This window comes from Rhodococcus sp. NPDC059969 (assembly GCF_042738325.1).
GTDB lineage: Bacteria > Actinomycetota > Actinomycetes > Mycobacteriales > Mycobacteriaceae > Rhodococcus_F.
Genome location: NZ_JBHWUF010000002.1, coordinates 300,636 through 322,680, shown reverse-complemented (window position 1 = coordinate 322,680; position 22,045 = coordinate 300,636). Strand labels below are relative to the sequence as shown.

General features: G+C 62.7%; 19 protein-coding genes and 1 tRNA gene. 9 read left to right on the top strand and 11 right to left on the bottom strand.

The window, feature by feature from the left end; genetic code table 11:
- Nucleotides 1–71 precede the first annotated feature (71 nt).
- From ACFWAD_RS10455 to ACFWAD_RS10445, 3 genes are read right to left on the bottom strand one after another with little or no spacing between them, the layout of a single operon-like run.
- Nucleotides 72–803 carry a hypothetical protein gene (locus tag ACFWAD_RS10455; protein ID WP_378532477.1) on the bottom strand — a complete coding sequence of 244 codons (732 nt, stop codon included), beginning with the start codon at nt 801–803 and terminating at the stop codon, nt 72–74.
- The gene (locus ACFWAD_RS10450; protein ID WP_378532475.1) at nt 800–2,317 is read right to left on the bottom strand and encodes a carotenoid oxygenase family protein; all 1,518 of its coding nucleotides are present in this window, start codon (nt 2,315–2,317) and stop codon (nt 800–802) included. Before ACFWAD_RS10450 ends, ACFWAD_RS10455 begins: the two co-directional genes overlap by 4 nt.
- Before the next feature lie 42 nt (nt 2,318–2,359).
- Nucleotides 2,360–3,592 (bottom strand): acetyl-CoA acetyltransferase, encoded by a 1,233-nt coding sequence (locus tag ACFWAD_RS10445; protein ID WP_378532779.1) that lies wholly within the window; start codon nt 3,590–3,592, stop codon nt 2,360–2,362.
- 123 nt (nt 3,593–3,715) lie between these two features.
- On the opposite strand from ACFWAD_RS10445, the gene ACFWAD_RS10440 reads away from it, so the two are divergent.
- The 5 genes from ACFWAD_RS10440 to ACFWAD_RS10420 all read left to right on the top strand — a co-directional run bounded on the left by ACFWAD_RS10440 (nt 3,716) and on the right by ACFWAD_RS10420 (nt 8,611).
- Nucleotides 3,716–4,927, top strand: a complete 1,212-nt coding sequence (locus ACFWAD_RS10440) for an acetyl-CoA C-acyltransferase (RefSeq protein WP_378543375.1) — start codon at nt 3,716–3,718, stop codon at nt 4,925–4,927.
- Nucleotides 4,924–5,847, top strand: a complete 924-nt coding sequence (locus tag ACFWAD_RS10435; protein WP_378532471.1) for an SDR family NAD(P)-dependent oxidoreductase — start codon at nt 4,924–4,926, stop codon at nt 5,845–5,847. The genes ACFWAD_RS10440 and ACFWAD_RS10435 overlap by 4 nt, the downstream gene beginning before the upstream one ends.
- The gene (locus ACFWAD_RS10430; RefSeq protein WP_378543372.1) at nt 5,844–6,668 is read left to right on the top strand and encodes a DUF1295 domain-containing protein; all 825 of its coding nucleotides are present in this window, start codon (nt 5,844–5,846) and stop codon (nt 6,666–6,668) included. Before ACFWAD_RS10435 ends, ACFWAD_RS10430 begins: the two co-directional genes overlap by 4 nt.
- Complete coding sequence (locus ACFWAD_RS10425; protein ID WP_378543369.1) at nt 6,665–7,531, top strand: acyl-CoA thioesterase; 867 nt, start codon at nt 6,665–6,667, stop codon at nt 7,529–7,531. The genes ACFWAD_RS10430 and ACFWAD_RS10425 overlap by 4 nt, the downstream gene beginning before the upstream one ends.
- A gap of 81 nt (nt 7,532–7,612) precedes the next feature.
- Nucleotides 7,613–8,611, top strand: coding sequence for a winged helix-turn-helix transcriptional regulator (locus tag ACFWAD_RS10420; protein ID WP_378543367.1), 999 nt, complete (start codon nt 7,613–7,615; stop codon nt 8,609–8,611).
- Between the two features lie 9 nt (nt 8,612–8,620).
- Here the strand turns inward: ACFWAD_RS10420 and ACFWAD_RS10415 are convergent, their stop codons facing one another.
- The gene (locus tag ACFWAD_RS10415; protein ID WP_378543850.1) at nt 8,621–10,000 is read right to left on the bottom strand and encodes an LLM class flavin-dependent oxidoreductase; all 1,380 of its coding nucleotides are present in this window, start codon (nt 9,998–10,000) and stop codon (nt 8,621–8,623) included.
- Between the two features lie 243 nt (nt 10,001–10,243).
- On the opposite strand from ACFWAD_RS10415, the gene ACFWAD_RS10410 reads away from it, so the two are divergent.
- Nucleotides 10,244–10,319: transfer RNA gene (locus tag ACFWAD_RS10410), tRNA-Arg, on the top strand.
- A gap of 49 nt (nt 10,320–10,368) precedes the next feature.
- Nucleotides 10,369–11,331 (top strand): formylglycine-generating enzyme family protein, encoded by a 963-nt coding sequence (locus ACFWAD_RS10405; RefSeq protein ID WP_378543365.1) that lies wholly within the window; start codon nt 10,369–10,371, stop codon nt 11,329–11,331.
- Between the two features lies 1 nt (nt 11,332).
- Here the strand turns inward: ACFWAD_RS10405 and ACFWAD_RS10400 are convergent, their stop codons facing one another.
- Nucleotides 11,333–12,250, bottom strand: a complete 918-nt coding sequence (locus tag ACFWAD_RS10400) for a TauD/TfdA dioxygenase family protein (RefSeq protein ID WP_378446338.1) — start codon at nt 12,248–12,250, stop codon at nt 11,333–11,335.
- A gap of 32 nt (nt 12,251–12,282) precedes the next feature.
- The gene (locus ACFWAD_RS10395; RefSeq protein ID WP_378543363.1) at nt 12,283–12,951 is read right to left on the bottom strand and encodes a TetR family transcriptional regulator; all 669 of its coding nucleotides are present in this window, start codon (nt 12,949–12,951) and stop codon (nt 12,283–12,285) included.
- A gap of 205 nt (nt 12,952–13,156) precedes the next feature.
- Between ACFWAD_RS10395 and ACFWAD_RS10390 the strand changes: the two genes are divergently transcribed.
- Nucleotides 13,157–15,493 (top strand): arylsulfatase, encoded by a 2,337-nt coding sequence (locus ACFWAD_RS10390; protein WP_378532459.1) that lies wholly within the window; start codon nt 13,157–13,159, stop codon nt 15,491–15,493.
- A gap of 73 nt (nt 15,494–15,566) precedes the next feature.
- Here the strand turns inward: ACFWAD_RS10390 and ACFWAD_RS10385 are convergent, their stop codons facing one another.
- The 4 genes from ACFWAD_RS10385 to ACFWAD_RS10370 all read right to left on the bottom strand — a co-directional run bounded on the left by ACFWAD_RS10385 (nt 15,567) and on the right by ACFWAD_RS10370 (nt 19,455).
- Nucleotides 15,567–17,069 (bottom strand): DUF4153 domain-containing protein, encoded by a 1,503-nt coding sequence (locus tag ACFWAD_RS10385; RefSeq protein WP_378543361.1) that lies wholly within the window; start codon nt 17,067–17,069, stop codon nt 15,567–15,569.
- A gap of 108 nt (nt 17,070–17,177) precedes the next feature.
- Nucleotides 17,178–18,173, bottom strand: coding sequence for an ATP-binding protein (locus ACFWAD_RS10380; RefSeq protein WP_378543359.1), 996 nt, complete (start codon nt 18,171–18,173; stop codon nt 17,178–17,180).
- On the bottom strand, nt 18,170–18,856 hold the full coding sequence (locus tag ACFWAD_RS10375; RefSeq protein WP_058037854.1) for a response regulator transcription factor: 687 nt from the start codon (nt 18,854–18,856) through the stop codon (nt 18,170–18,172). Before ACFWAD_RS10375 ends, ACFWAD_RS10380 begins: the two co-directional genes overlap by 4 nt.
- A 65-nt stretch (nt 18,857–18,921) precedes the next feature.
- Nucleotides 18,922–19,455, bottom strand: a complete 534-nt coding sequence (locus ACFWAD_RS10370) for an NlpC/P60 family protein (RefSeq protein ID WP_378543357.1) — start codon at nt 19,453–19,455, stop codon at nt 18,922–18,924.
- Nucleotides 19,456–19,705: 250 nt separating this feature from the next.
- On the opposite strand from ACFWAD_RS10370, the gene ACFWAD_RS10365 reads away from it, so the two are divergent.
- The gene (locus tag ACFWAD_RS10365) at nt 19,706–20,800 is read left to right on the top strand and encodes a serine hydrolase domain-containing protein (protein WP_378543355.1); all 1,095 of its coding nucleotides are present in this window, start codon (nt 19,706–19,708) and stop codon (nt 20,798–20,800) included.
- Between the two features lie 21 nt (nt 20,801–20,821).
- On the opposite strand, the gene ACFWAD_RS10360 is transcribed toward ACFWAD_RS10365, so the two are convergent.
- Nucleotides 20,822–22,039: an erythromycin esterase family protein gene (locus ACFWAD_RS10360; protein ID WP_378543353.1), complete on the bottom strand. Its 1,218-nt coding sequence runs from the start codon at nt 22,037–22,039 to the stop codon at nt 20,822–20,824.
- Nucleotides 22,040–22,045: the final 6 nt, after the last annotated feature.

Below are 22,045 nucleotides of genomic sequence, written 5' to 3'. Positions count from 1 at the left end.
CATGACAAGAAATCGGGGCCGACCGCTTCGAGCGATCGGCCCCGGTTTCTGTCGTTCGATGTAAGGCAAGCTCAGCGTGGGTGAATCCGGAACTCGACGCCGCCGAGACTCAGACCGGGCTCGACGGCAGACGCGCCGCTCGACGCCGCCAGATCGATTGCACTGAGCATCGACCGCTCCCCCGGAACGAACGACACGACGCGCGATCCCAGCGTGATCGAGAGTGTTTGCGTCGAAACCGGTTTCTTTCCGAACACCTCGCCCCACAGTGCCGCCGTCTTGGCCGGATCGGGAGAGGACACGTCGACGCCGAGGATGTCGTCGACCCATGGATCGACCGAAACCTCCTTCTCCGTCTCATCCCAGAACCACTCGTCGGCGTCGGGAATCTCGTCGAGTTCTACGAGCAGTCCGAGATCACCGGGATGGAGCTGGACGATCCGGTGACCGTAGGCCTCGAGATCGGCCACTGTCCGAACATCGGCCGCAGTTGCACGTTCCAGATAGGGCTCGATGTTCGATACCTGGATCGAGAGTGCATAACCGCCCTCCCCTCCGCCCTTTCGGATCCATCTCGCCAGCGAGACAGTCTCGTCGAGCGGTGCGACGATCTCCAGAAAGGCTTGCGGCCCGACGGTCAGGGTCTCGTCGGCCAAACCGATGTCTTCGAGCAGCGGATCCGCGAATCCGGCAGCGAGATTCAGCGCTTCACGTAGTTGCCGACCGGTCTTCTCCAGGTCTCGTGCGCCGATCACCACCTGCCGCAAGATCTCCCAGGAGCCTGAGTCGGGCGTGGCCGTCACAATCCGACCGCTTCGGCTGCGGTGTCGGCACTCTGCCAGCGTCGGAGCTCGGCCCCCGGAGCCCACGTCGAGTGCGTACCACTCGAAATCCTTTCGGGAAGGCGAAGTTTGCACAGAGGACCGTCTCCGACGCGGGCGGCGTCGAAGATCAGGCAGAAGGACGCGTCCTCGTTCATGTCAGTGGTCAACGTGATGAGATAGCCGTCGTCTTCAGCGGTACCACCCACGCGCGGCGCCATCGAAGTCTCGCTGCCGTACACACCGTCACCGAAGGAGAATCGTTCCTCGTTGCCCGTCAGCAGGTCGTGTTTGACCAATCCGTCGAAAAGGAACCACGACGGCTTACCCGAAGCTGCGTATGCGTATCGGTATTTCTCGCCCGCGAAATTCCCGTTCATCATGCCGAATTCGGTGATCGAGTCACTGAGCTGCTCTTCACGCGTAGCTCCGGTGACCAGATTCAATCGCCAGCGGTGCAGCCGGGTCTGCATGCGATCGAGAGCGAGGAAGCGGAAGGCGCGTTCCCATTGATTGCCCATGCCGTTGTCCGACGGCTCCGGATCACCTTGGTAGAAACCGTCGAGAACTATTTCGTCACCCTCTTCGTAGGCGTTCACGAAGTGCAGGACGTAGGTCGGATCGGCCTCGAACCACTTGATGTCAGCGGTGTTTCCGCGGCGTGGGATGACTCCGAGACGCAGCGGGATTTCGGGATGGAAATTCGCGACGTGCGCGCCCTTCTCGAGCAGAACCGGATCCCAGAACAGGGGGCAATCGTTGAGGATCGCGTAGTTCTCCGTGAAGGCCATGTCGTGCGGCAAGCGCGGACCGGGAAGTGGGACATCGACGTAGTGGACCAACTCGTTGGCCGAGTCCACGACGCCGTAATGCATGTACGGCGCTTCCTTGCTGTAGTTGAAGAACAGCATTTCTCCGGTTTTGTCGTCCACCTTCGGGTGCGCGGACACACCCCATTCGAAGGGGAACTTGCCGTTCCAGCTTTCCTTTCCGAGTGTCTCCGCCGACATCGGATCGAGGCGATACAGATCCCCACACTGGTAGAAGCTGGTGAGAGCGGTTCCCCGGTGAACCACGACGTCGGTGCTGGACGCGTCCTTCATCCGGGTGCGTGCACCTTTGCCTCCCTCGGGGCGACTGAGTTTGGGAGACTCGGCGAGCCCTGCCCACAACGCAGCGCCGGCATCCTGCTCGGCCGCCAAGCCGTCCGTACGCACGAATCGGTTGCGGTAGAACGACTCTCCGTCGCGGAAGCCCACGATGTGAATCATGCCGTCGCCGTCGAAGGGGTGATATGCCTTCATCGAGGGATGAAGCGGATTCTCGGTATTTCGCAGGTAGACACCGTCGAGGTCTTTCGGAACCTCTCCGAACACAACTTCGAGGTTGTCCGCTTTGAACTCGGTGGTCTGCGGTTGCCACGGACCGGTGCGATACGGGTGATCGTCATCGGCGGGAAGGGTGGACAACAACTTGCCTACGATTTCGACGTCCATGGATTTCTCTTTTCAACTGATGGGGAAAGACTGGGCTGCAATTCAGGAAACGGCGTCGACGACAAAACTGACGGTGGTGGCCGTACTTCCGCCGAAGTTGAGCGTCGCAAACCGGTGTGCGCCCTCGACTTGGAAGCCGCCGGCCGTTCCCGTCACCTGATGGGCCGCATCGAGAAGCATGCGGACACCGCTGGCACCCACCGGATGACCGCCGCCGATCAGACCACCGCTCGGGTTGATCGGCAGCTTGCCGCCCATGGCGATGTCTCCACTCTCGATGGCTTTCCAGGACTCACCAGGCGCCGTCAGACCGATGTGGTCGATCGCGAGATACTCACTCGCGGTGAAACAATCATGTGTTTCGATCCCGTCTATCCCGGTCAGATCGACTCCGGCCCGAGAGAAGGCGTCCATCACCGCATCCCGAACGTGTGGCATCACGTAGGGATTCTCCGCGTCACGCGCCAGTTTCTGTTCGAGGCCCAAACCGACGGTGCGGTGGCCCCAGCCCGCGATCTGAGCCAGAGGGGTCGCCGCGGCACCAGGGTGCTCACGAAGGTACTTGTCCGTCACCAGCACCACCCCGGCACCACCGTCGGTCACCTGACTGCAATCGAATCGTCGAACACCACCTTCCACAACAGGATTGGTGGTGTCGTCACCACCCGCATTTCCGAGCAGATCGGGCACCGACCAACCGCGTGTCTGTGCGTTGGGGTTGTTCTTCGCGTTCGCGAAATTGATCTGCGAGATCGCGCGCAGGTGAGATTCGTCGATCCCGTAACGGCGCCCGTACTCCTTCGACACACGATCGAACATGTACGGCCACATGAATTTTGCTTCCCGACCTTCATGTCCGACCCAGGCTGCGGCACCAAGATGACCCGCTGCGTCGTCACCTGGAACTGTCTTCTCCAGTTCGATACCCATCACCAGAGCGGCGTCGTAATTCCCGGCACGCAGGTCTGCCATCGCGGCGAGTACCGCGATACTGCCCGATGCGCATGCCGCCTCGTGTCTGGACGAGGGCACACCCCAGAGATCCGGATGGACGGTGGCGGGCATCGCACCCAGCTGACCTTGGCCGGCAAACAACTGGCCGAAGGCATTACCGACGTGAATCACCTCGATGTCGGTGGCAGGAACCTTCGCCGCGGCCAGCGTGTGGTTCACCACCTCTTCGGCAAGGTTCGCGAAATCGAGTTCTTCACGGGTGAAGTTTCGTGCGAAGTCGGATTGGTACCCGCCGAGAATCCAAATGTTCGAAACAGTCATGACCTCTCCCCTTGCCGATCCGGCCTCGGTGACGTCACCGAGATACCCGTGTATCGGCGGTTGTAATTTCATCGCAACCGTACTACAACTAGCAGAGTAACTCTACTAATTGAAGGGTTGAAAATGACTGATGCTTTTGTCCTCGACTACGTGCGCACGCCGCGCGGTCGAGCATCGGCGCGAGGCGCCCTCCACGAACACAGCCCGGTGGATCTTGTGGTCCACCTGGCCAAGGCTCTGCAGGGTCGAACAAACCTCGCCGCAGAACAGATCGACGACGTAGTTCTCGGTTGCGCATCGCAGGTGGACGAGCAGGGCGCGAACATCGCGAGAACTGCCGCACTGCTGGCAGGTTGGGGCGACTCCGTTCCCGGCGCGACTATCAACCGATTCTGCGCATCCGGTGTCGACGCAGTCGGCCAGAGCGCAGCCCGTATCCGAAGTGACGACGTTTCCCTCGTCGTGGCAGGCGGTGTCGAAAGCGTCTCCCGCACCCCGATGTTCAGTGATCGCGGGCCGCTGTGGACCGACCCGGCGACTATCGCGCAGATCGGCTCCATTCATATGGGTGTTGCCGCCGACTTGAATGCCACGATCGAGGGATACTCCCGCGACGAGTTGGATGCCTACGGCGTCGAAACCCAGCACAAGGCTGCCGAAGCGTGGCGCAACGGCGCGTTCGAGCGGTCGGTTGTGCCTGTTCCCGGAAGAAACGGTGATGCGGGAATCGCGCACGACGAACTGGTCAGGGCAGACACGAGCGCAGAGGGACTCGCCGCACTTCCGGCCGCATTCGAAGGACTCGGCGCCGGAGGTCAGGACGCTCTCGCGCTCGCCGCCTACCCAGAGGTCGAAAAGATCGAGCACCTGCACACCGTCGGATCCTCTCCCGCCATGGCCGACGGAGCGGCACTCCTACTCCTCGGGTCCGAGAAAGCCGCTGCCCGAGCCGGTTTGACACCTCGCGCACGGATCATCGGGTCCGCGTCGACATCGGTGAATCCGGTTCTCATGCTCACGGCAGGTCAGAGCGCCGTGGAGGCCGTCATCGCGCGAGCCGGACTGCGTCCGCAGGACATCGACGTGTTCGAGTTCGCGGAAGCCTTCTCCGCGCTCTGCCTGCGATTCCGTCGCGACCTCGACGCCGGGCCGGACCGGATGAACCCCAACGGCGGAACGATGGCGATGGGCCATGCATTCGGCGCTACCGGAGCAATTCTCGTGGGCGCGTGCGTCGACGAACTTGTCCGAAGCGACGGGCGATACGGCGTGGCCGCGGTCAGTGGCGCTGCAGGCGTCGGAGTTGCCGTGCTCGTCGAACGGATCGCCTCATGACAGCCGGTGCACTCTCCGGTCGCGTTGCCGTCGTCACCGGAGGTGGCAAGGGCCTCGGCCGTGCCGTCGCGCTTCATCTGGCAAGCCGGGGCGTCACGGTTATCGTCAACAATCGAAATCGCACACTCGATGCGAGCGGCCGAGGCCCCGCAGATCAGGTTGTCGACGAAATCCTCGAAGCCGGTGGACAGGCCGTCGCCAACCACGACGACGTCACCGACCCCGACGTCGGTCGAAAGTTGGTGGACGACGCTCTCACTCGGTTCGGACGACTCGATTTCTGCATCACCAGCGCCGCGGTCAGCGGTCCGCAGATGCTCCACCGCACCACTGCCGAGAACCTCAGTACCGTCATCACGACAAATGTCGTCGGGACCGCACTGGTTGCAGCCGAAGCCTCCCGCGTGATGCGCGAAGCCGGGTTCGGACGCATCGTGATGATTGCCTCCACCGCAGGACTGCACGGTGAGCCCACCGTATCTGCTTACGCCGCAAGCAAGGGAGCCGTGATCGCCCTGGGCCGCACCGCAGCGGCAGAAGGTGCGAACCGCAACGTCTTCACCAATGTCCTTCTTCCCTATGCCACTACGCAGATGACCGAATCCGGAATGAACCCCGAATTCATCGACATCATGGGAGCCGACTTGGTCGCACCGGTAGTCACCGCCCTTGTCGATCCCGAGTCCACCACCAACGGTCAGGTGATAGTCACGGCAGGCAACGGCGTGCGTTCGGCCGACGCCGTCGAGGGCTCGACCGAATTCTTGCCTACCACCACCGAACTCGATGCCACGGCGCTCGATTCACTGCTCGTAGCCAGTCGACTCGGCACACCTCACACCTATTCGAGCGCACAGGAAGCCTTCGCGGACTTCGCTTCCGAACTGCTCGACCACCACAATCGGAAGGCGCACGCATGACCGGCATCCCACTGGGCGATCTAGCGCTGAACTTCGGAGTGAGTGCACTCGCCGTACTCCTCTTCATCGCCGCAGTGATGGCCGTCGCCATCCGAATGAACAATCACTCGATCATCGATATCTGTTGGGGGCCAGGCTTCGCCGTCGTCGCCGTCGTCTCGTACCTGACGTCCATCGGATCGGAAGGAAACGATCTGCGTCGCCTCGTTGTCCTTGCGCTGACCGTGGTGTGGGGGATGCGACTGGGGTTGTACATCGGCTTCCGAAACCGCGGGCACGGACAGGACAAGCGCTACACTGCCCTACTCAAACATCAACAGGGACAGCTGGTTCCGTTCCTGATTCGCAAAATCTACGGCCTCCAGGGCGTCCTCATTCTCGTGGTGTCGCTGCCCGTCCAGTTCGCGATGTACGAGTTTCGCGCCCTCGGAGTCCTCGGCGCGATCGGCATCGCTGTCTGGACCGTCGGCTTCGTCTTCGAATCGGTTGGCGACTACCAACTTTCCCGCTTCAAGGCAGATCCGGCCAATTCGGGAATGGTGATGGATCGTGGACTCTGGGCCTGGACCCGGCATCCCAACTACTTCGGTGACGCATGTGTCTGGGTCGGACTGTTCATCCTCGCGCTTGGTGATCCATTGGCGCTGATCACGATCGTCTCGCCGATCGTCATGATCAAACTACTGGTGAGCTACAGCGGTAAGGCCTTGCTCGAACGAGGCATGCGCAAGAGCAAAGGCCAGGCCTACGACGACTACGTCGCCCGGACCAGTGGCTTCTTCCCTCGTCCACCCCGTCCGGCACGAAACCACGCGTCGTGAGCGCCCCCACGAGTGGCCTCGCCGACGTCTTCGACCTGGAATCGACCGGCCCGGACCGGTGGCAAGGGTTGAACGACGGTGTTCGGCTTCCTCAGTTGTTCGGCGGCCAACTGGTCGCGCAGTCGATTCTCGCGGCCGGACACACGGTCACCGACGGCAAAGCGATCAGTTCCGTCCATACGCACTTCCTGCGCCCCGGATCGACGAAGTGCGCGACCGAGTTCTCGGTGGATCGTCTTCGCGACGGAAAGCGCTTGTCCACCAGAGGCGTCGACGTCCACCAGGGCGGACGACTGGTCTGCCGTTCGACGGTCTCGGCCTCCTCGATCGGCGAGGGCATCACTCACAGTCGAGCCGTCCCCGCAGCACTCCCACCCGAAGAGTGCGTGACCTTGCAAGAGTTGGCCGAGGCGGACGGCGGGTTGGGAGAAGTGTGGGAGGAGTTCTCCGCCATCGAGATTCGTGTGTCCCCATTCGATTCGCAGTCCCCCACGACACATTCGGCGGCGCCTCCGCGCAACATCTGGATGCGTTCGGCGCAGCGACTGAGCGAAGATCCACTGATTCACGTCGCTGCTCTTGCTTATGCCAGTGATTTGATGCTGATGGCCACCGCTTTGACTCCACACGGATACGACATCGGGCAGGAGCACTCGCTCGACACGGGTTGGACAGGAGTGTCCCTCGATCACACGATGTGGTTTCAGCGCCCCGTGCGAGCGGACGAGTGGCTGCTCTTCGAGCATTCGACCCCCACAGCTCATGCCGGCAGAGCGGTCGTGAATGCCGCGGTCTTCGATCCATCCGGACTCCAGATCTGCCAGATCACTCAGGAAGCGTTACTCATTGCCCGTACCGAGTGATTCCCGACTCTTTCTGCAGACCACTCGGTACGCTCTCGCGGTGCGGCTGGGTTCACGGCCTATGATTTCGGGGTGGTACGAGTGAATGCAACCGACTCTTCGACACCCACCGCGTCGGCGGGCGTCACCGAGTTGCCCGCAGGCGGACCCAACGCACTGGCCGTCACGCTCGGGCTGTTGGGGGACGAGTGGAACCTCTGGATTCTGCGGTTCGCCCTGTTGGGGTCGCGGCGCTACAACGACTGGCTGGCACTGGGGGGAATCTCCAACTCCGTGTTGTCAGCACGGTTGGCGATCCTGACGGCAGGCGGAATGCTCGAGCGTCGTGAGTATCAGCAGAACCCGCCACGGCACGAGTACTCGGTCACTCGCAAAGGGCAGTCGATCTGGCCCGTCCTCATCACCATGTGGTCGTGGGAGAAGCAGTGGGCGCCCAATGAAACCGCGCCGCTACCACCACTTCGGCACAGCACATGCGGAAACGACTTCACCCCGATCCTGCGTTGCAAGGAGTGCGGCGAGGACGTGGACGTGCGGTCTCTGGACTCCGAAATGGGACCGAGTGGCGACTTCTCACGCAGTGTCCCCGAAGCAACATCGCGGCGACGCTCCACCAAGTCCGAACGCCGACCGGAAATTCTGGCTCACACGATGGAACTCGTCGGCAATCGCTGGTCAGCGGCGATCATCGGTGCGGCATTCCGAGGCGCGCGCCGGTACGGAGAGTTCGCCGAGATCACCGGCGCGCCACCGGCGATAGTCGCGGATCGTTTGAAGCACCTCACCGAGATCGGTGTGATGGAAACGCGACCGCTTCCGGATCGTCCCCAGTGGTCGGAGTATCGACTCACTGCCAAGGGGACGGCCTACTTCCCTGTCGTGATGTGCATGATCTCCTGGGGTCAACGTTGGTTCAGATCCGCGGACGGCCCGGACATCGTTCTCCATCACAAAGCTTGCGGTAAGCGATTCGAAGCAAGGCTCGGGTGCAGTGTGTGCGGTGAGGAATTGAGGTCTTCGGACATCGAGGCGATCGACCTCACCACCTCAGTCCACGTACCCGGGTCCGGCTGGTCCTGAAGTCCCCGCTCAGCCGGCAGTGCGGATCCGGTCGAAGCTCCGGCCTCGGTGTTCGAGCGGCAGCCTGTCCCCTCGCCCGAACAGTTTGTTGCGCAGCGTTCCCTCGTCGTAGTCGCTCTGGTAGGCACCTCGTTTGGTCAGCTCCGGAATCACATGCTCCACAATGTCTTCGAAGGTTCCAGGAGTCACCGCGTACGCGAGATTGAAACCGTCGACGTCGGTCTCGGACACCCACTCCTGCAACTCGTCCGCGACCTCCGCACCGGAACCGACGACGATCGGTCCCAGCCCGCCGATACCCGCCCACTCCGCGATGTCCCCCACCGTCCATTCACGGCCCTTCTCGTCGGCCTGACGAAACGATGCGACCGCGGATTGAATGGCATTGCTTTCGACGTTTCCGATCGGCTCGTCGGCTCGGTATCCGGACAGGTCGATCCCCATCCACCCCGAGGTGAAAACGAGTGCACCTTCACTACTCGCGTAACTGCGGTAGTCCTCGAGCTTCGCCTGGGCCAACTCGGGGGTTCGGTCGGTGACGATCGTCAACAGTGTGTAGATGCGGGCCGAGTACGGATCGCGGCCCACCTTGGTCAGCTCGTTTCGGATTCGGGCAACGGTGTCTTTGAGAATCGCCTTGGTCGGCGCACCGACAAAAATCGCTTCGGCATTCTCGGCGGCGAAGCGAACCCCGCGAGGCGACGCACCGGCCTGGAAGATGACCGGCGTCCGCTGCGGAGAAGGTTCGGAGATGTGGATGCCCGGAACCGTGAAGTGCTTGCCTTCGTGCTCGATCGGATGAACCTTGGAAGGGTCCGTGTAGACCCCGGTGCTTCTGTCCCGCACCACCGCATCGTCTTCCCACGACGTTTCCCACAACTTGTAGAGAACCTCGAGGTACTCGTCCGCGTGGTCGTAGCGATCGTCGTGCTGGAGTTGGTCGTCCTCGCCCATGTTCCGTGCGGCCGACGGGAGGTATCCGGTGACCACGTTCCACCCGATTCGCCCGTTCGTCAGGTGATCGAGGGTGCTCAAACGCCGAGCGAACGGGTACGGATGCTCGAACGCTGTACCAGCGGTGATCCCGAAGCCCAAGTGCTCGGTCACGGCAGCCATCGCCGACGCCAGTAGCAGTGGGTCCGAGACCGGTACCTGCGCGCCCTGCCGCAACGCTGCGTCGTGGTTCCCGCCATAGACGTCGTAGGTTCCCAGGACATCTGCCAGGAAGAGTCCGTCGAATCGTCCACGCTCAAGGAGTTTCGCCAATTCCGTCCAGTACCTCAGATCCGTGTACCTGGACGACTGGTCCTCGGGGTGGCGCCACAGACCTGGCGATTGGTGGGCGACGCAGTTCATGGCAAAGGCGTTGAAGCGGATTCTGCGGGTCATTCCCGCACCATGCCGCGCCTGCTCGGCGGTGACCACCATTGCGATCAGTGCGATCGGTTCGGCCGGCACCTTGCACGCGATAACACCGTCGACTTCGCCACCGCGTCGGTGGGCCGCTACACTGACTAGCGCAGCTGTGACGTCTGGGGCTTCGTGCCGACAGGTCGAGCAGATGCAACGGCAGTATCGGGAAGCGAAAACCCCCGCAGCACAGGGTTTTCAGCGCTTGTCGGTATGCTCCCCGCCCTCGTAGCTCAGGGGATAGAGCATTCCTCTCCTAAAGGAAGGGTCGCAGGTTCGAATCCTGCCGAGGGCACCAGGTGGGACTCTCTCCACACCGGCGCGACCAACGTGCCATTCTTGGATTCATGACGATGCCTCACTCCACGACTACTCCCCCGAAGAACATGTCGTTGATCCCGGGTGGGACGTACTGGATGGGCTCCGAAGACTTCTATCCCGAAGAACGCCCAGTTCACCAGGTCACAGTCGACGGATTCTGGATGGACACGACGGCGGTGACTGTCGCCGAGTTCCGACGCTTCGTGAAGGCAACCGGCCACGTCACCACTGCGGAAATCGCCCCCGATCCCGCCGACTATCCTGACGCCGATCCAGCCCTCCTCGTTCCGGGATCGTTGGTCTTCAATTCACCACCCGGCCCGGTTCCACTCGACGACTACACCCAGTGGTGGTCGTTCACTCCCGGCGCCGACTGGCGCCATCCCGAGGGCGCCGACAGCAATATCGGGGGACGTGAACGGCACCCCGTCACTCACGTGTCGTACTTCGACGCGCAGGCCTATGCCGCGTGGGCCGGCAAGGATCTCCCGACGGAGGCCGAGTGGGAGTTTGCCGCCCGCGGCGGACTCGATCGCCAGGCCTACGTGTGGGGCGATCACGACTCACCGGGAGGGCGGCCCGGTGGCAATGTCTGGCAGGGCCAGTTCCCCTGGGAGAACCTGCTCGAGGACGGGTACGAGCGCACCGCGCCGGTCGGAAAGTTCCGGCCCAACGACTACGGGCTGCTCGACATGGCTGGGAACGTGTGGGAATGGACGGCCGATCATTACACGTCCGACCACGCCCACGGTTCGAAGAATGTCGCGCCTGCCTCTTCGTGCTGCATTCCGCGCAATCCCCGCGCGGAGTTCGCCACCGAGGTCTTGGCTGGCGAACCCTACGCACGACGGGTGATCAAGGGTGGCTCACATCTGTGTGCGCCGAACTACTGCTTGCGGTACCGCCCTGCCGCGCGGCAGGGCGAGTCCGAAGAGTCCTCGACCTGCCACGTCGGCTTTCGGTGCATCATCCGCATTCCGCAGACGTAGATCAGAAGGGCACGTCTCCGAGGATTGCCACCCGCTCCATCACGCGGCGATGAGGGAAGTAGTCGCTCGCCGCATAGTGCTGTGTTGCCCGGTTGTCCCAGAATGCAATGGAATTCGGCGCCCACTTGAAACGGCACTGGAAGTCCGGGACCTTGACCTGCGCGAACAACAGGTTGAGCAGATCGTTGCCTTCGGCAGGATCCATGTCCGGAATGTGGGTGGTGAAGAGGCTGTTGACGAACAGCGTCTTACGCCCGGTTTCCGGATGCTTACGGACCATCGGATGCAGAACCGGTGGGTACTGCTCCTTCATCTGCTCCAACTTCTCCGGACTCATCCCGCGTCCGAAGGACGGCACGAAATCGTGAATGGCATCCTTGCCGTCGATCAAGTCCTTGATCTCGTCCGGGAGGCAGTCGAAAGCATTTCCCATATCTGCCCACAACGTGTCACCGCCGGCCGGCGGCACGTCGATCGCTCGAAGGACCGAACCGAGCGGCGGTGTCTTGGTCCAGGTGACGTCGACGTGCCAGATGTTCTCGGTGCCTGGACTGTCTTCTCCGCGTTCGAATCTGACGACAGCCGGGACCTCTCCCTGCGGGAGAAGTGGATGAATCTCGAGTTCGCCCCAATGGGCGGCGAAGTCACGATGATTCAGACTCGAAATCGGCTGGTCACGGAAGAAGACCACCTTCCATTCGAGTAGGGCCCGACGTAGATCCTCGATCTGATCCTCCGATGGATCACGTAAGTCGATATCGCTGATCTCGGCACCGATGAACGGTGTGACGGGAGTCAGAGTGAACCGCTCGTACGGGTTCGATTCAACACCTTCCGGATTTCGCCGCATTCCGCGTGGCCCGAATTCGATTGTGTGATTGCCGATTTGAACTGTGCGTGATGATGTAAGGGTCGCCATCATATAACTCCGTCCTGTCGTGTCCTGAAGGGTCACACGTCAGTCGACGCGTGCACCCGTTGTGCTCGTGTGCGCTTGTGTGTGCTTTGGGGTGCAGTCAGGGCTCCCACCGCGAGATCGACCAGATGGTCCACCGTCGTATCGAAATCCGCCTGCACAACCGGGTTTTCGTCTTCGCGGCGCTGCTCGAATATGGCCAGCGCGGACACACTCATGTTGAACGACAGGTCGATCCGTTCGACCGCGACGCGGCGGGGCAGATGCGGCAAGGCCCTCGTCAGTCTGCCGACAACTTCGTTGATCCCCTCGCTGACCTCTCGAAACTCGGCGCTCTGCGTATCCACCGACGGAGAGATTCTGGCAATGAACCTCGCATAGTTGGAACCGTCGACCGTCGCCATGAAATCGGCCAGCGGATACAGAAAAGCTTCGACCAACGCGCGGACCAGGTCAGTCCGCCCATTGGCGTCGATGTCGTCGAGATACGTCAGTCGCGCTGCATTGATCTGATCCATCCGATGGCGGAATACTGCCAACACCAAACCGTCTCGCCCACCGAAGTGATACTGAACCGCAGAGTTGTTTCGCTGCCCGGCCGCAGTCGCCACGTCCCTCATGGACACTTCGTGAATACCGTGCTCGGCAAACATCCGTTCAGCGACGGCGATCATGGCGTTCTTGGCGTCCAGCGAGGCGGGCATGCACCGACCATATAAGTCACTGTCTTAATTTCGCAAGACCCACCCCCTGTGCGCGGTTAGGGAGTGCAGGGACTTCTTAACCACTCACGGGGGTGATTGTCCCAGTCAGCGAGACCTACGCCGCCAGCCGAATCCCGATCGATACGCTCCACATTAAGACGACTGCTTAATCGACCCGGTTTTGCACACGCCAAGGAGCCTGCTGGTGAATCGCCATTCCATCCCGATCATCCCCGAGACGCCCAACGTCGCGGCCGCCGTGTACTACCCCGATCAGAATCCCCCGTACACCCGCCCGGAACCGCTTCGCCCACCCGCCGGGGCACCGAACGTGCTGCTGATCATGATCGACGACGTCGGATTCGGGGCGCCCTCTGCCTTCGGCGGTCCGTGCCGCACACCCACCGCCGAGCGTTTGGCCGAGACCGGCGTGAAGTACAGCCGATTCCATACCACCGCTCTGTGCTCACCGACGCGCGCTGCCACGTTGACCGGGCGCAATCACCACAGCGTCGGCATGGGAGTCATCTCCGAAATGGCTAATGCTGCACCGGGATACAACGGGACCCGTCCCGCTTCCGCAGCGACCGTTGCGCGCGTCTTGCAGGGAAACGGCTATGCGACGGGCGCTTTCGGCAAGATGCACCAGACCCCGACCTGGGAGACAACCGCCGCCGGGCCGTTCGATCGTTGGCCGGTCCGTGAGGGTTTCGACAAGTTCTACGGTTTCCTCGGCGCCGAGTCCGACCAGTTCACGCCAGTGCTCTACGAGGACTTCACCATGGTGGACTTGCCGAAGACACCTCAGGAGGGATACCACTTGTCCGAGGACCTGGTCGACCACGCGATCGAATGGGTCGAGGGCATCAACACGATGGACCCCGACAAGCCGTGGTTCTGCTATCTCCCCTTCGGCGCTTGCCATGCCCCACTTCAGGTTCCGGACAGCTACCTGGACAAGTACGTCGGCGAATTCGATCACGGATGGGATCGCCAACGCGAGATCACCCTCGAAAAGCAGAAGGAACTGGGCGTCGTCGCTCCTGATACCGAGTTGGCCCCGTGGGCTCCGGGGCTCCCGCACTGGGACGAACTCGACGACGACCAGAAGAAGGTTTCGGCCCGTCTGATGGAGTTGTACGCGGCGTTCCTCGAGCACACCGACGACGAGGTCGGCAGGCTCGTCGACCGGTTGCAGGATATGGGCGTCCTCGACAACACCCTGGTGCTCTACATGATGGGTGACAACGGCGCTTCCGCGGAGGGCGGAATGGAGGGCTCGTTCAACTACCTCGCCGGCCTCAACGGTTACAAGAGTGCGACATCCGACGTGCTGGCGCGCTTCGACGAATTGGGGACCGAAACCAGCTACCCACACTATCCGGCGTCGTGGGCTCTGGCCCTCGACACCCCGTACCAGTGGGCCAAGCAGGTCGCGTCCCACTACGGCGGTACCCGAAACGGCCTGATCGCCCACTGGCCCAAGGGGATCGACAAGCCCGGGATCAGGGAACAGTGGCACCACTGCGTCGACATCACGCCGACAATTCTGGAAGCGGCGGGAATTCCGGCACCGACCAGCGTCGACGGCGTCGCCCAGAAACCGATGGAGGGTGTGGCGATGAACTACACCTTCGCCGAGCCCGACGCCGAAGAGCGCCACACCACACAGTATTTCGAGATCTTCGGCAATCGCGGAATCTATGATCACGGCTGGACCGCGGTAACCGCGCACCGCGCACCCTGGCTGATGGCGACTCACGGCCTCGAGCTCACCCCGATGAGCGAAGACCGTTGGGAGCTGTACGACACATCGGTCGACTGGTCGCAGGCCCGCGATCTTGCAGACGAGCATCCCGAGATCCTTGCCAGGCTCAAGGACAAGTTCCTCGTCGAGGCCGCCAAATATCAAGTACTGCCGCTGGACGACAGAACGGTCGGCCGTCACGCCACCGCGGAATCACGACCACCACATCCGATGATGGGCCGCAAGACCCTCACGCTGTACCCACACATGAACGGTCTGGTCGAGAAGGCCGCGCCGACGTTCTTCAACCGCTCGTACACGCTGACCGCCAGTCTGGGGAGCGTCGCCGACGGCATGCTGGTCAGCCTCGGTGGCCGGTTCGGCGGATTCGCTTTGTACATACTCGATTCCGTCCCCGTCTACTGCTACAACTTCAGCGGTGGAGGCCGAACCTACGTTCGCGGACCGGGTCAGCTGAGTGCCGACGCCAGCGAGGTGTCCATTCACTTCGAGTACGACGGCGGCGGAATCGGCAAGGGCGGAATCGCCACCCTGAGCGTTGACGGCGAGGTGGTCTCCGAGGGCCGGATCGAGAAGACCACGCGGGCGATCTTCAGCATGAACGAACAGCTCGACGTCGGCATCAACCGCGGAAGCCCGGTCTCGGAGGAGTTCGCCGAGCACGGCACCTTCCGTTACGGCGGCACGTTGCACGGCCTGACCATCGACTTGCGCTCCACCCGCGACGTGGTGTCCGCGGAGGAACGGGAGAAAATCTCACTCGCCGTGCACTGATCGAACAGGCGACGCTCGCCGATTGTGCAGCCGCGCGCTATACCTGCCGCGCGGCTGCACAATCGCTCTGCGTCTATCCGACCGTGTACATCTGCAGGCATGGCCCCACTGGGCGAGTCTCCACGATGTCGCGGGCCTTCTCACGCGCCGCGTTGAACTCCCATGGCACACTGTTACCCGGCACTCCGAATCGATATCGACTCAACGCACACGAGCGCTGCGGTTCCGGTAGACGATCCAAAGCAGGCACCGCGTCGACGGAGAGCCCGCGTAAGTAGGAGACGTCGATGCTCTTACCGCCCTCGAACCGCTCCACGTTCTTTTGCGCGATGTACGCGTCGGGGTCGAACACCGCGAATGCCAGCAGAGCAAGGGCAGAGGTGGCGAGAACAGCTGTGGGCAGCCACTTCCCGGACATCCGAATACCTGCGACGAGCAACAACACGAACACGAATCCCAGAAGCAACTCGGTCGCGAAGACGCTGACCCGCAGCACCGTGAAACCGTACTGATTCTCGTACAACCACATCCGGTGCACGGCCGATGCCACGATCACCAGGCTGAAGAGGCACAGTGCACCCAACAGACCGCGGGCCAGACGCCTCGATCCAGCATCGCGACGGTCGATGAACCGCACCGCGACGGCGATGACGAGCAGCGTCAGCACGGTCACTGCCATGAGCTGCCAGAAACCCTCACGTGCGTAGTCCGCATAGGTCAGTCCGTCGGTCACCTGAACGTGCTCGTCTCCCCCGAACAGTGTCTTTGTCTGCACTGCAACAAAACCGAGGAACAGGACGTTGAGCACGCCGAGCGGGACCGCCCATTCCCACATCGGCAACGGCGTCGCCGGCGCAGGCGCAAATGCGTCCACCGTCGGCGTTCTACGACGCAGATACACCGCAACCAGTGTGCCGAACGCCATCACGACGCCGGCGAAGATCCGTGCCCCCGGGTTCGACACCGAGATGGCAGGAGCGAAGCCACCGAAGATCTTCGCGAACTCCGGATCCGCACTCACGAACAAAGATCCGAAGATCAGCAGGAGGACAACAGACACTGCGCTCACGACGACAACTCTCGCCGCCGGCACCCGCGGAGCAGAGCGGATAGCGAGTTGTCGACGACGAACGAAGTTCACCGTCCGGTGGGGCGCCCGCCAGGGTGCCACCGTTCCCAGGAGTATCCCGGTCCACGTCCGCCCACCGATCAGAGTCCACGTGAACAGAACCCACGCAGCTACGACGCAGAGGAACACCAACCACTCCGCACCGCGAACGGCGGCAACACCCAGCAGTGCAAGCATCCCGATGGCGGCGACCCACTGCGTCACGGTCATCCGGGGCGGCGTCAAGATCCCGAAGACGATCACCACACCGACACCCACGATCACGTACGCGATACTGACGAACCCTGGATCGAGGATCAGGGCCGCAAGCACCCCTACTGCGGCCGCGCCGACGAGCATCGAGCGGGTGGCCATCGACGTTCGATCGGGGCGCCAGAACCGGCTGGGACGCTTGGGTTTTACGGCTGGCATCGGCGGTTTCGGTGGAATTACTATCGGAGCGCTCATGTGATCTCCTATGTTTCTGGTTCAAATTTTCAGGTTCGGAAGTACAGACGAATGCCGATGAAGGCATGCGCCATCGCGAGATCTCTCGATCTCGTCAGGGACTTTGATTCAGTTCTGCGGCAGCACTACTCGAATGCAGCATCCCGACGGGGCATCGACGACCGCGATCCTGCCGCCATGTAATTCGACTGCCCACTTCGCGATCGCGAGGCCGAGCCCGGTGCCCCCGTCTGTCGATCCGCCGCGGATGAAGCGGTCGAACACTCGCTCTCGGGCTTGTGGTTCGATGCCGGGGCCGTCGTCGTGGACGTCGAGCACCAACTCCCCCGCGCTGCCGGAACGCACTCGGATGGCAACTTTGGTGTCGACGTTCCCGTGCTGAACCGCGTTGTCCACCAAGTTGGTCACCACCTGATGGAGGCGATCCGGATCGGCTACCACGGACAATTGCGGAGGCTTCACGTCTATCTCGATGTCGCCCGCACTCACACTCGACAGCTCGCGTAGGAATGGCTCGACCTCGAAACGGCTGCGCTTCAACGGCATTGCGCCGCCCTCGAGTTTCGAGAGGTCGAGAAGGTCGGCCACGAGCGCGCCCAGTCGTTCCGTCTGCCGCAGCGCCGACTTCATCATCGCCGGATCCGGTTCTTCGACACCGTCGACGACGTTTTCGAGCATGGCCTGCAAAGCGGTGATGGGCGTGCGTAATTCGTGGGAGACGTTGCCGATCAGCTCGCGGCGGTACCGGTCGTCGGCCCCGAGGTCCTCGGCCATCCGATTGAACGCATGGGCGAGTTCGCCTACTTCATCGCGGGAAGTCGCTCGCACACGCCGCGAATAGTCGCCGCGCGCCATCGCCTTCGCCGCGGCCGTCATCTCGCGAAGCGGTGACGTCATCCCGTGTGCGAGCACCTGTGTAACTCCGAGAGCGACAACCAACGCCGTCAGCAGGGCGAAACGAAACGGTTGTTGCGACGTCAGCCAGAACCCACCGGAGGCGAACAACAGTGCTGCGACAACCAGGAGGCCGACCTTCACCTTGAAGGATCGCATCGGGTCCAGTGGCCGCGGCCACCGTGCAAAGAGTCGGTCGACGCCGCTCATCTCGGCACGTCCCAGGCGTACCCGACGCCGTGAACGGTCCGGATCACGGAAGGTCCGAGCTTGCGTCGTAACGCCTTGACGTGGCTGTCGACGGTCCGACTACCCGCTCCCTCGCCCCAGCCCCAGATCTCCTCGAGCAGCGACTCCCGTGGGATCGCGGCTCGCGGTCGCTCCGCCAGATAGGCGATGAGATCGAATTCGGTGCGGGTCAGGTGGACTTCTTGCGCATCACGGCGCACTCGACGCTCGGTCAGGTCGATCACGACGTCACCGAACTCGAGGAGGTCGGCCACCGGGCGAGCAGCGTGCTCCGCGCGATCAGCACGCCGAAGCAGAGCCTGCACCCGGGCGACGAGGACACGCATGCTGAACGGCTTGCTCAGGTAATCGTCGGCCCCCACACCGAGACCGATCAGCATGTCCGTTTCATCGGCGCGAGCGGTCAGCATCAGCACGGGCACCGGGCGCACAGCCTGGATGCGGCGGCACACTTCGAGGCCGTCGAACCCCGGCATCATCACGTCGAGCACCACCAGGTCTGCATCCATCTGCTCGCAGCGGGTCACCGCGCTGGGACCGTCGAACGCCAGCTCGACGTCGTAGCCCTCGGCACGCAGCCTCGCCGCGATGGACTCGCAGATGCTGACCTCGTCGTCGACCACGAGCACTCTTCGCTGACTCATGGAACTGACTGTATTCGGCCCTCGTGGATGAACCTGGGAGGACTTGTGAAGGTTCTGTGCAGGTTCTAGAACCTGCGGATGTTGTTGATCGGCAGATCCGTGAGGGGTGTCAGTCCGGTCGGAACACCAACACCGTAGGCGTTGAACACCATTCCGAACCCAGCGTAGATGCCGACATGCGTCGCTCCGGGATAGAACGTGATGACGTCGCCGGGAGCGAGGGCCCACCGCGGAACCGGCTGTCCGACGTTGGCCTGCTGCTGACTGGTCCGTGGCAGATTCACCCCGGCCTGCCGAAACGCCCATTGCACCAGCCCGGAGCAGTCCCACGAGTTCGGCCCGACGCCGCCCCACTGGTAGGGCTTTCCGGTCTGAGTGCTCGCCGCTGCCAGCGCGATCAGCCCTGCCGGACTCGGAATCGGAAGGGCGGCTGATCCGCTGCTGATGCTGCCCGTGCTTCCCAAGCTTCCGGAACTCCCGCTACTGCCACCGCTACCAAGGCTTCCCGGGTCGGCCGAGGCAGGGGCAGCGGAGAGCAACAGGACACTTCCGGTCAGCAAAGCCGCGACCGTTCCCGTGCGGAGTGTCGACTTCTTCATGCATCCGTCCTTCGTGGGAGTCGTTTCGGCGCGCGGCAGCGCACCTCGATAGCCGTGAACTGGTAAGACACGTGAAAACAAACACTTCGTTCGGATGTTAACGGCGTGGACGTGGTGTTCGGACAGGAATGATTGATCCGATTTGTCGGTTTTGAACAAACAGGCCTTACGTCCCGGCCCGGCAGAAGATCAGGGAATGATGGGGGATTTCCTGGATCCCGCGGCACGACAAGGTCCATAGATTCGACTCATGCGCCCATACCTGCTCGTCGCCGCGGTCATCATCGGAGCCACCACGGCACTCGTCGGTTGCTCGACGCTCCAGCGCGCAGTGGAGATTCAATCGGATCTCGACGGACTCACCCGCTCGGGCGTCGTCGGGTCGATCGCAACACTCGACGACGGCACCACGACGGCTGTCATGACCAGCGGGGTGCCCAACCGGACAAACGGCGATTCGATCGGCAAGAATGATCGCGTCCGGATCGGAAGTGTGACAAAAACATTCACAGCTTCGCTCGTTCTGCAGTTGGTGGCCGAAGGCAAGGTCGACCTCGACGCACCGATCGAGCAGTACCTTCCGGGGCAGATACATGGTAGCGGCACGGACGGCAGCGCGATCACCGTGCGGCAGCTGCTTCAACACCGCAGCGGCCTTCCCGAGTTCGCCGGTGAACCCGGAGCCGACGAATGGATTGCCGCAAACGAGGACCGAACGCTGACGCCTTCCGCTGCGGTCGCCATCGCCCTCGGCAAACCGGCGCAATTCGTTCCCGGAACGTCGTTCGTCTACACCAACACCAACTACATCGTTCTCGGGATGCTCGTCGAATCCGTGACCGGCCGCAGCTACGCCGATGAACTTCAGTCTCGGATACTCGACCCGCTGCATCTGGGAGACACGTACCTCCCGCCGGCCGGCGAACGCGACATCAGGGGCGATCACCTGACGGGCTATCAGGACCTGGGAGGGGGCCTGACAGATGTTTCCCGGACCGAACCGTCGATCCCCTGGTCTGCGGGAGCGATGGTGTCGACGGGCACGGACCTGAACGTCTTCTGGCGGGCACTACTCGACGGGCAGGTGGTGCCGGCCGCGCAGCTTGCCGCGATGACCACTGGGCAGGTCGCCGCCACCGAAGCCGAGGGCCTCGGGTACGGGATGGGCGTCAGCGTCACCGAACTTCCTTGCGGTGTCACCTATATCGGCCACAGCGGCGGGATCTACGGGTACTACACCCTGTCCGGTGCGACGCCGGATCGTGCATTCACCGTGACGCTGACGTCGACGCCGAAGGACCAACCGGACACTGTCGCGATGCTCTCGCATGCTCTCTGCCCCTGAAACGGCTAGCAGTACTGACGACTACCAGTACTGATGACGCTGCCCGTCGGTATCGGCGACGAAGATGACCGCGTCGGCGCCGTCCAACTCCGACGGTTTCAGCGGCAGATGACCTGGCAGGATCGCCTCGCCCGCGGCGATCGACGGGTCGAGCGCGGCTCGCAGGGCCGGAGTCGGGAACAGGGCACGCCGAGTGGTCGCATCGGCCAACACACCCTGCAGAGTGCCCGGATCACTGCCGGGGTTGGCGTCGGTTGCCACGAATACGTAACGCTCTCCGAGGGCAAGTCCGACGAGTGAACCGGCGCTCCCCCAACTGACCACATCATCGCTGACCGGCATCTCGGACTGCACTCGCAGGAGATGAGCGTTGTGGGCGAACAGCAGACTCGGCCCGCGTCGCTGCTCCTGAGCAATGACGGCCAGCAGGTTCTCCGCCATCATCTCGGCGCGCAGGCTGAGCAGGGTTCCGATGCGATCCGGAGCAGAACTCGCCATCGCGGCGTGGTATCGCAGGAGTCCTACAGCGGTGCGTGCGTGTGCGAGGGCCAGGTCGTACCCGTCCGGGTCGGCGGGTCGCAGCACAGGCGCAGCGCGCCGAAGGATGCTGCCGAGGTCGTCCGCAATGATGCGCAGGAGGCGAGCATGATCGGAGTCACCGATGGACGCAGCCGGATCGAACATCGCCGCCGGGTTGGTCCAGTCGGTGTCCTGCCCGAGCAGAAGGTCGATGTCGTCGAACGAATGCGGCCGCATCGCAGCGGGCAGGATGTCACCTGCCGCAGACAGTGCGCGGCGCGGGCTCGGTGCACCGGAATACTCCACCGGAGCGTCGAAGCCGTAGAAGCGAACTCGGTCGGCCGGAGCGCGGCCGTGGTTGTACTCGCGTAGCCATTCGACGAGTTCGCGGTTTCCCGGTACTGCGCCGAATCCGTGGCTGAAGCCCGTGGCGAGCACTTTCTCGATGTCCGCCTCTCCCCCGCTCACGTAGTCGTCGACAAGGAATGCCGCAAAGACATCTGTTTCGAGCACAATCGACCGATACCCTCGTTCGACCAGCTGGCCGAGAAGTTCGTTGCGCAGAAACGGAAATGCCTTGATCCCGTGAGTCGGCTCACCGAGGGCGAGCAGAGTCGGCGCCTCGCTTCGCGCTGCGAGCAGTTCGTCGACGACGCGACCAAGACTTGCCGAGTCTTCGAGTTGGCGGCCGATCTCACTCAGTGTCGAGGCAGTAGACATGGATAT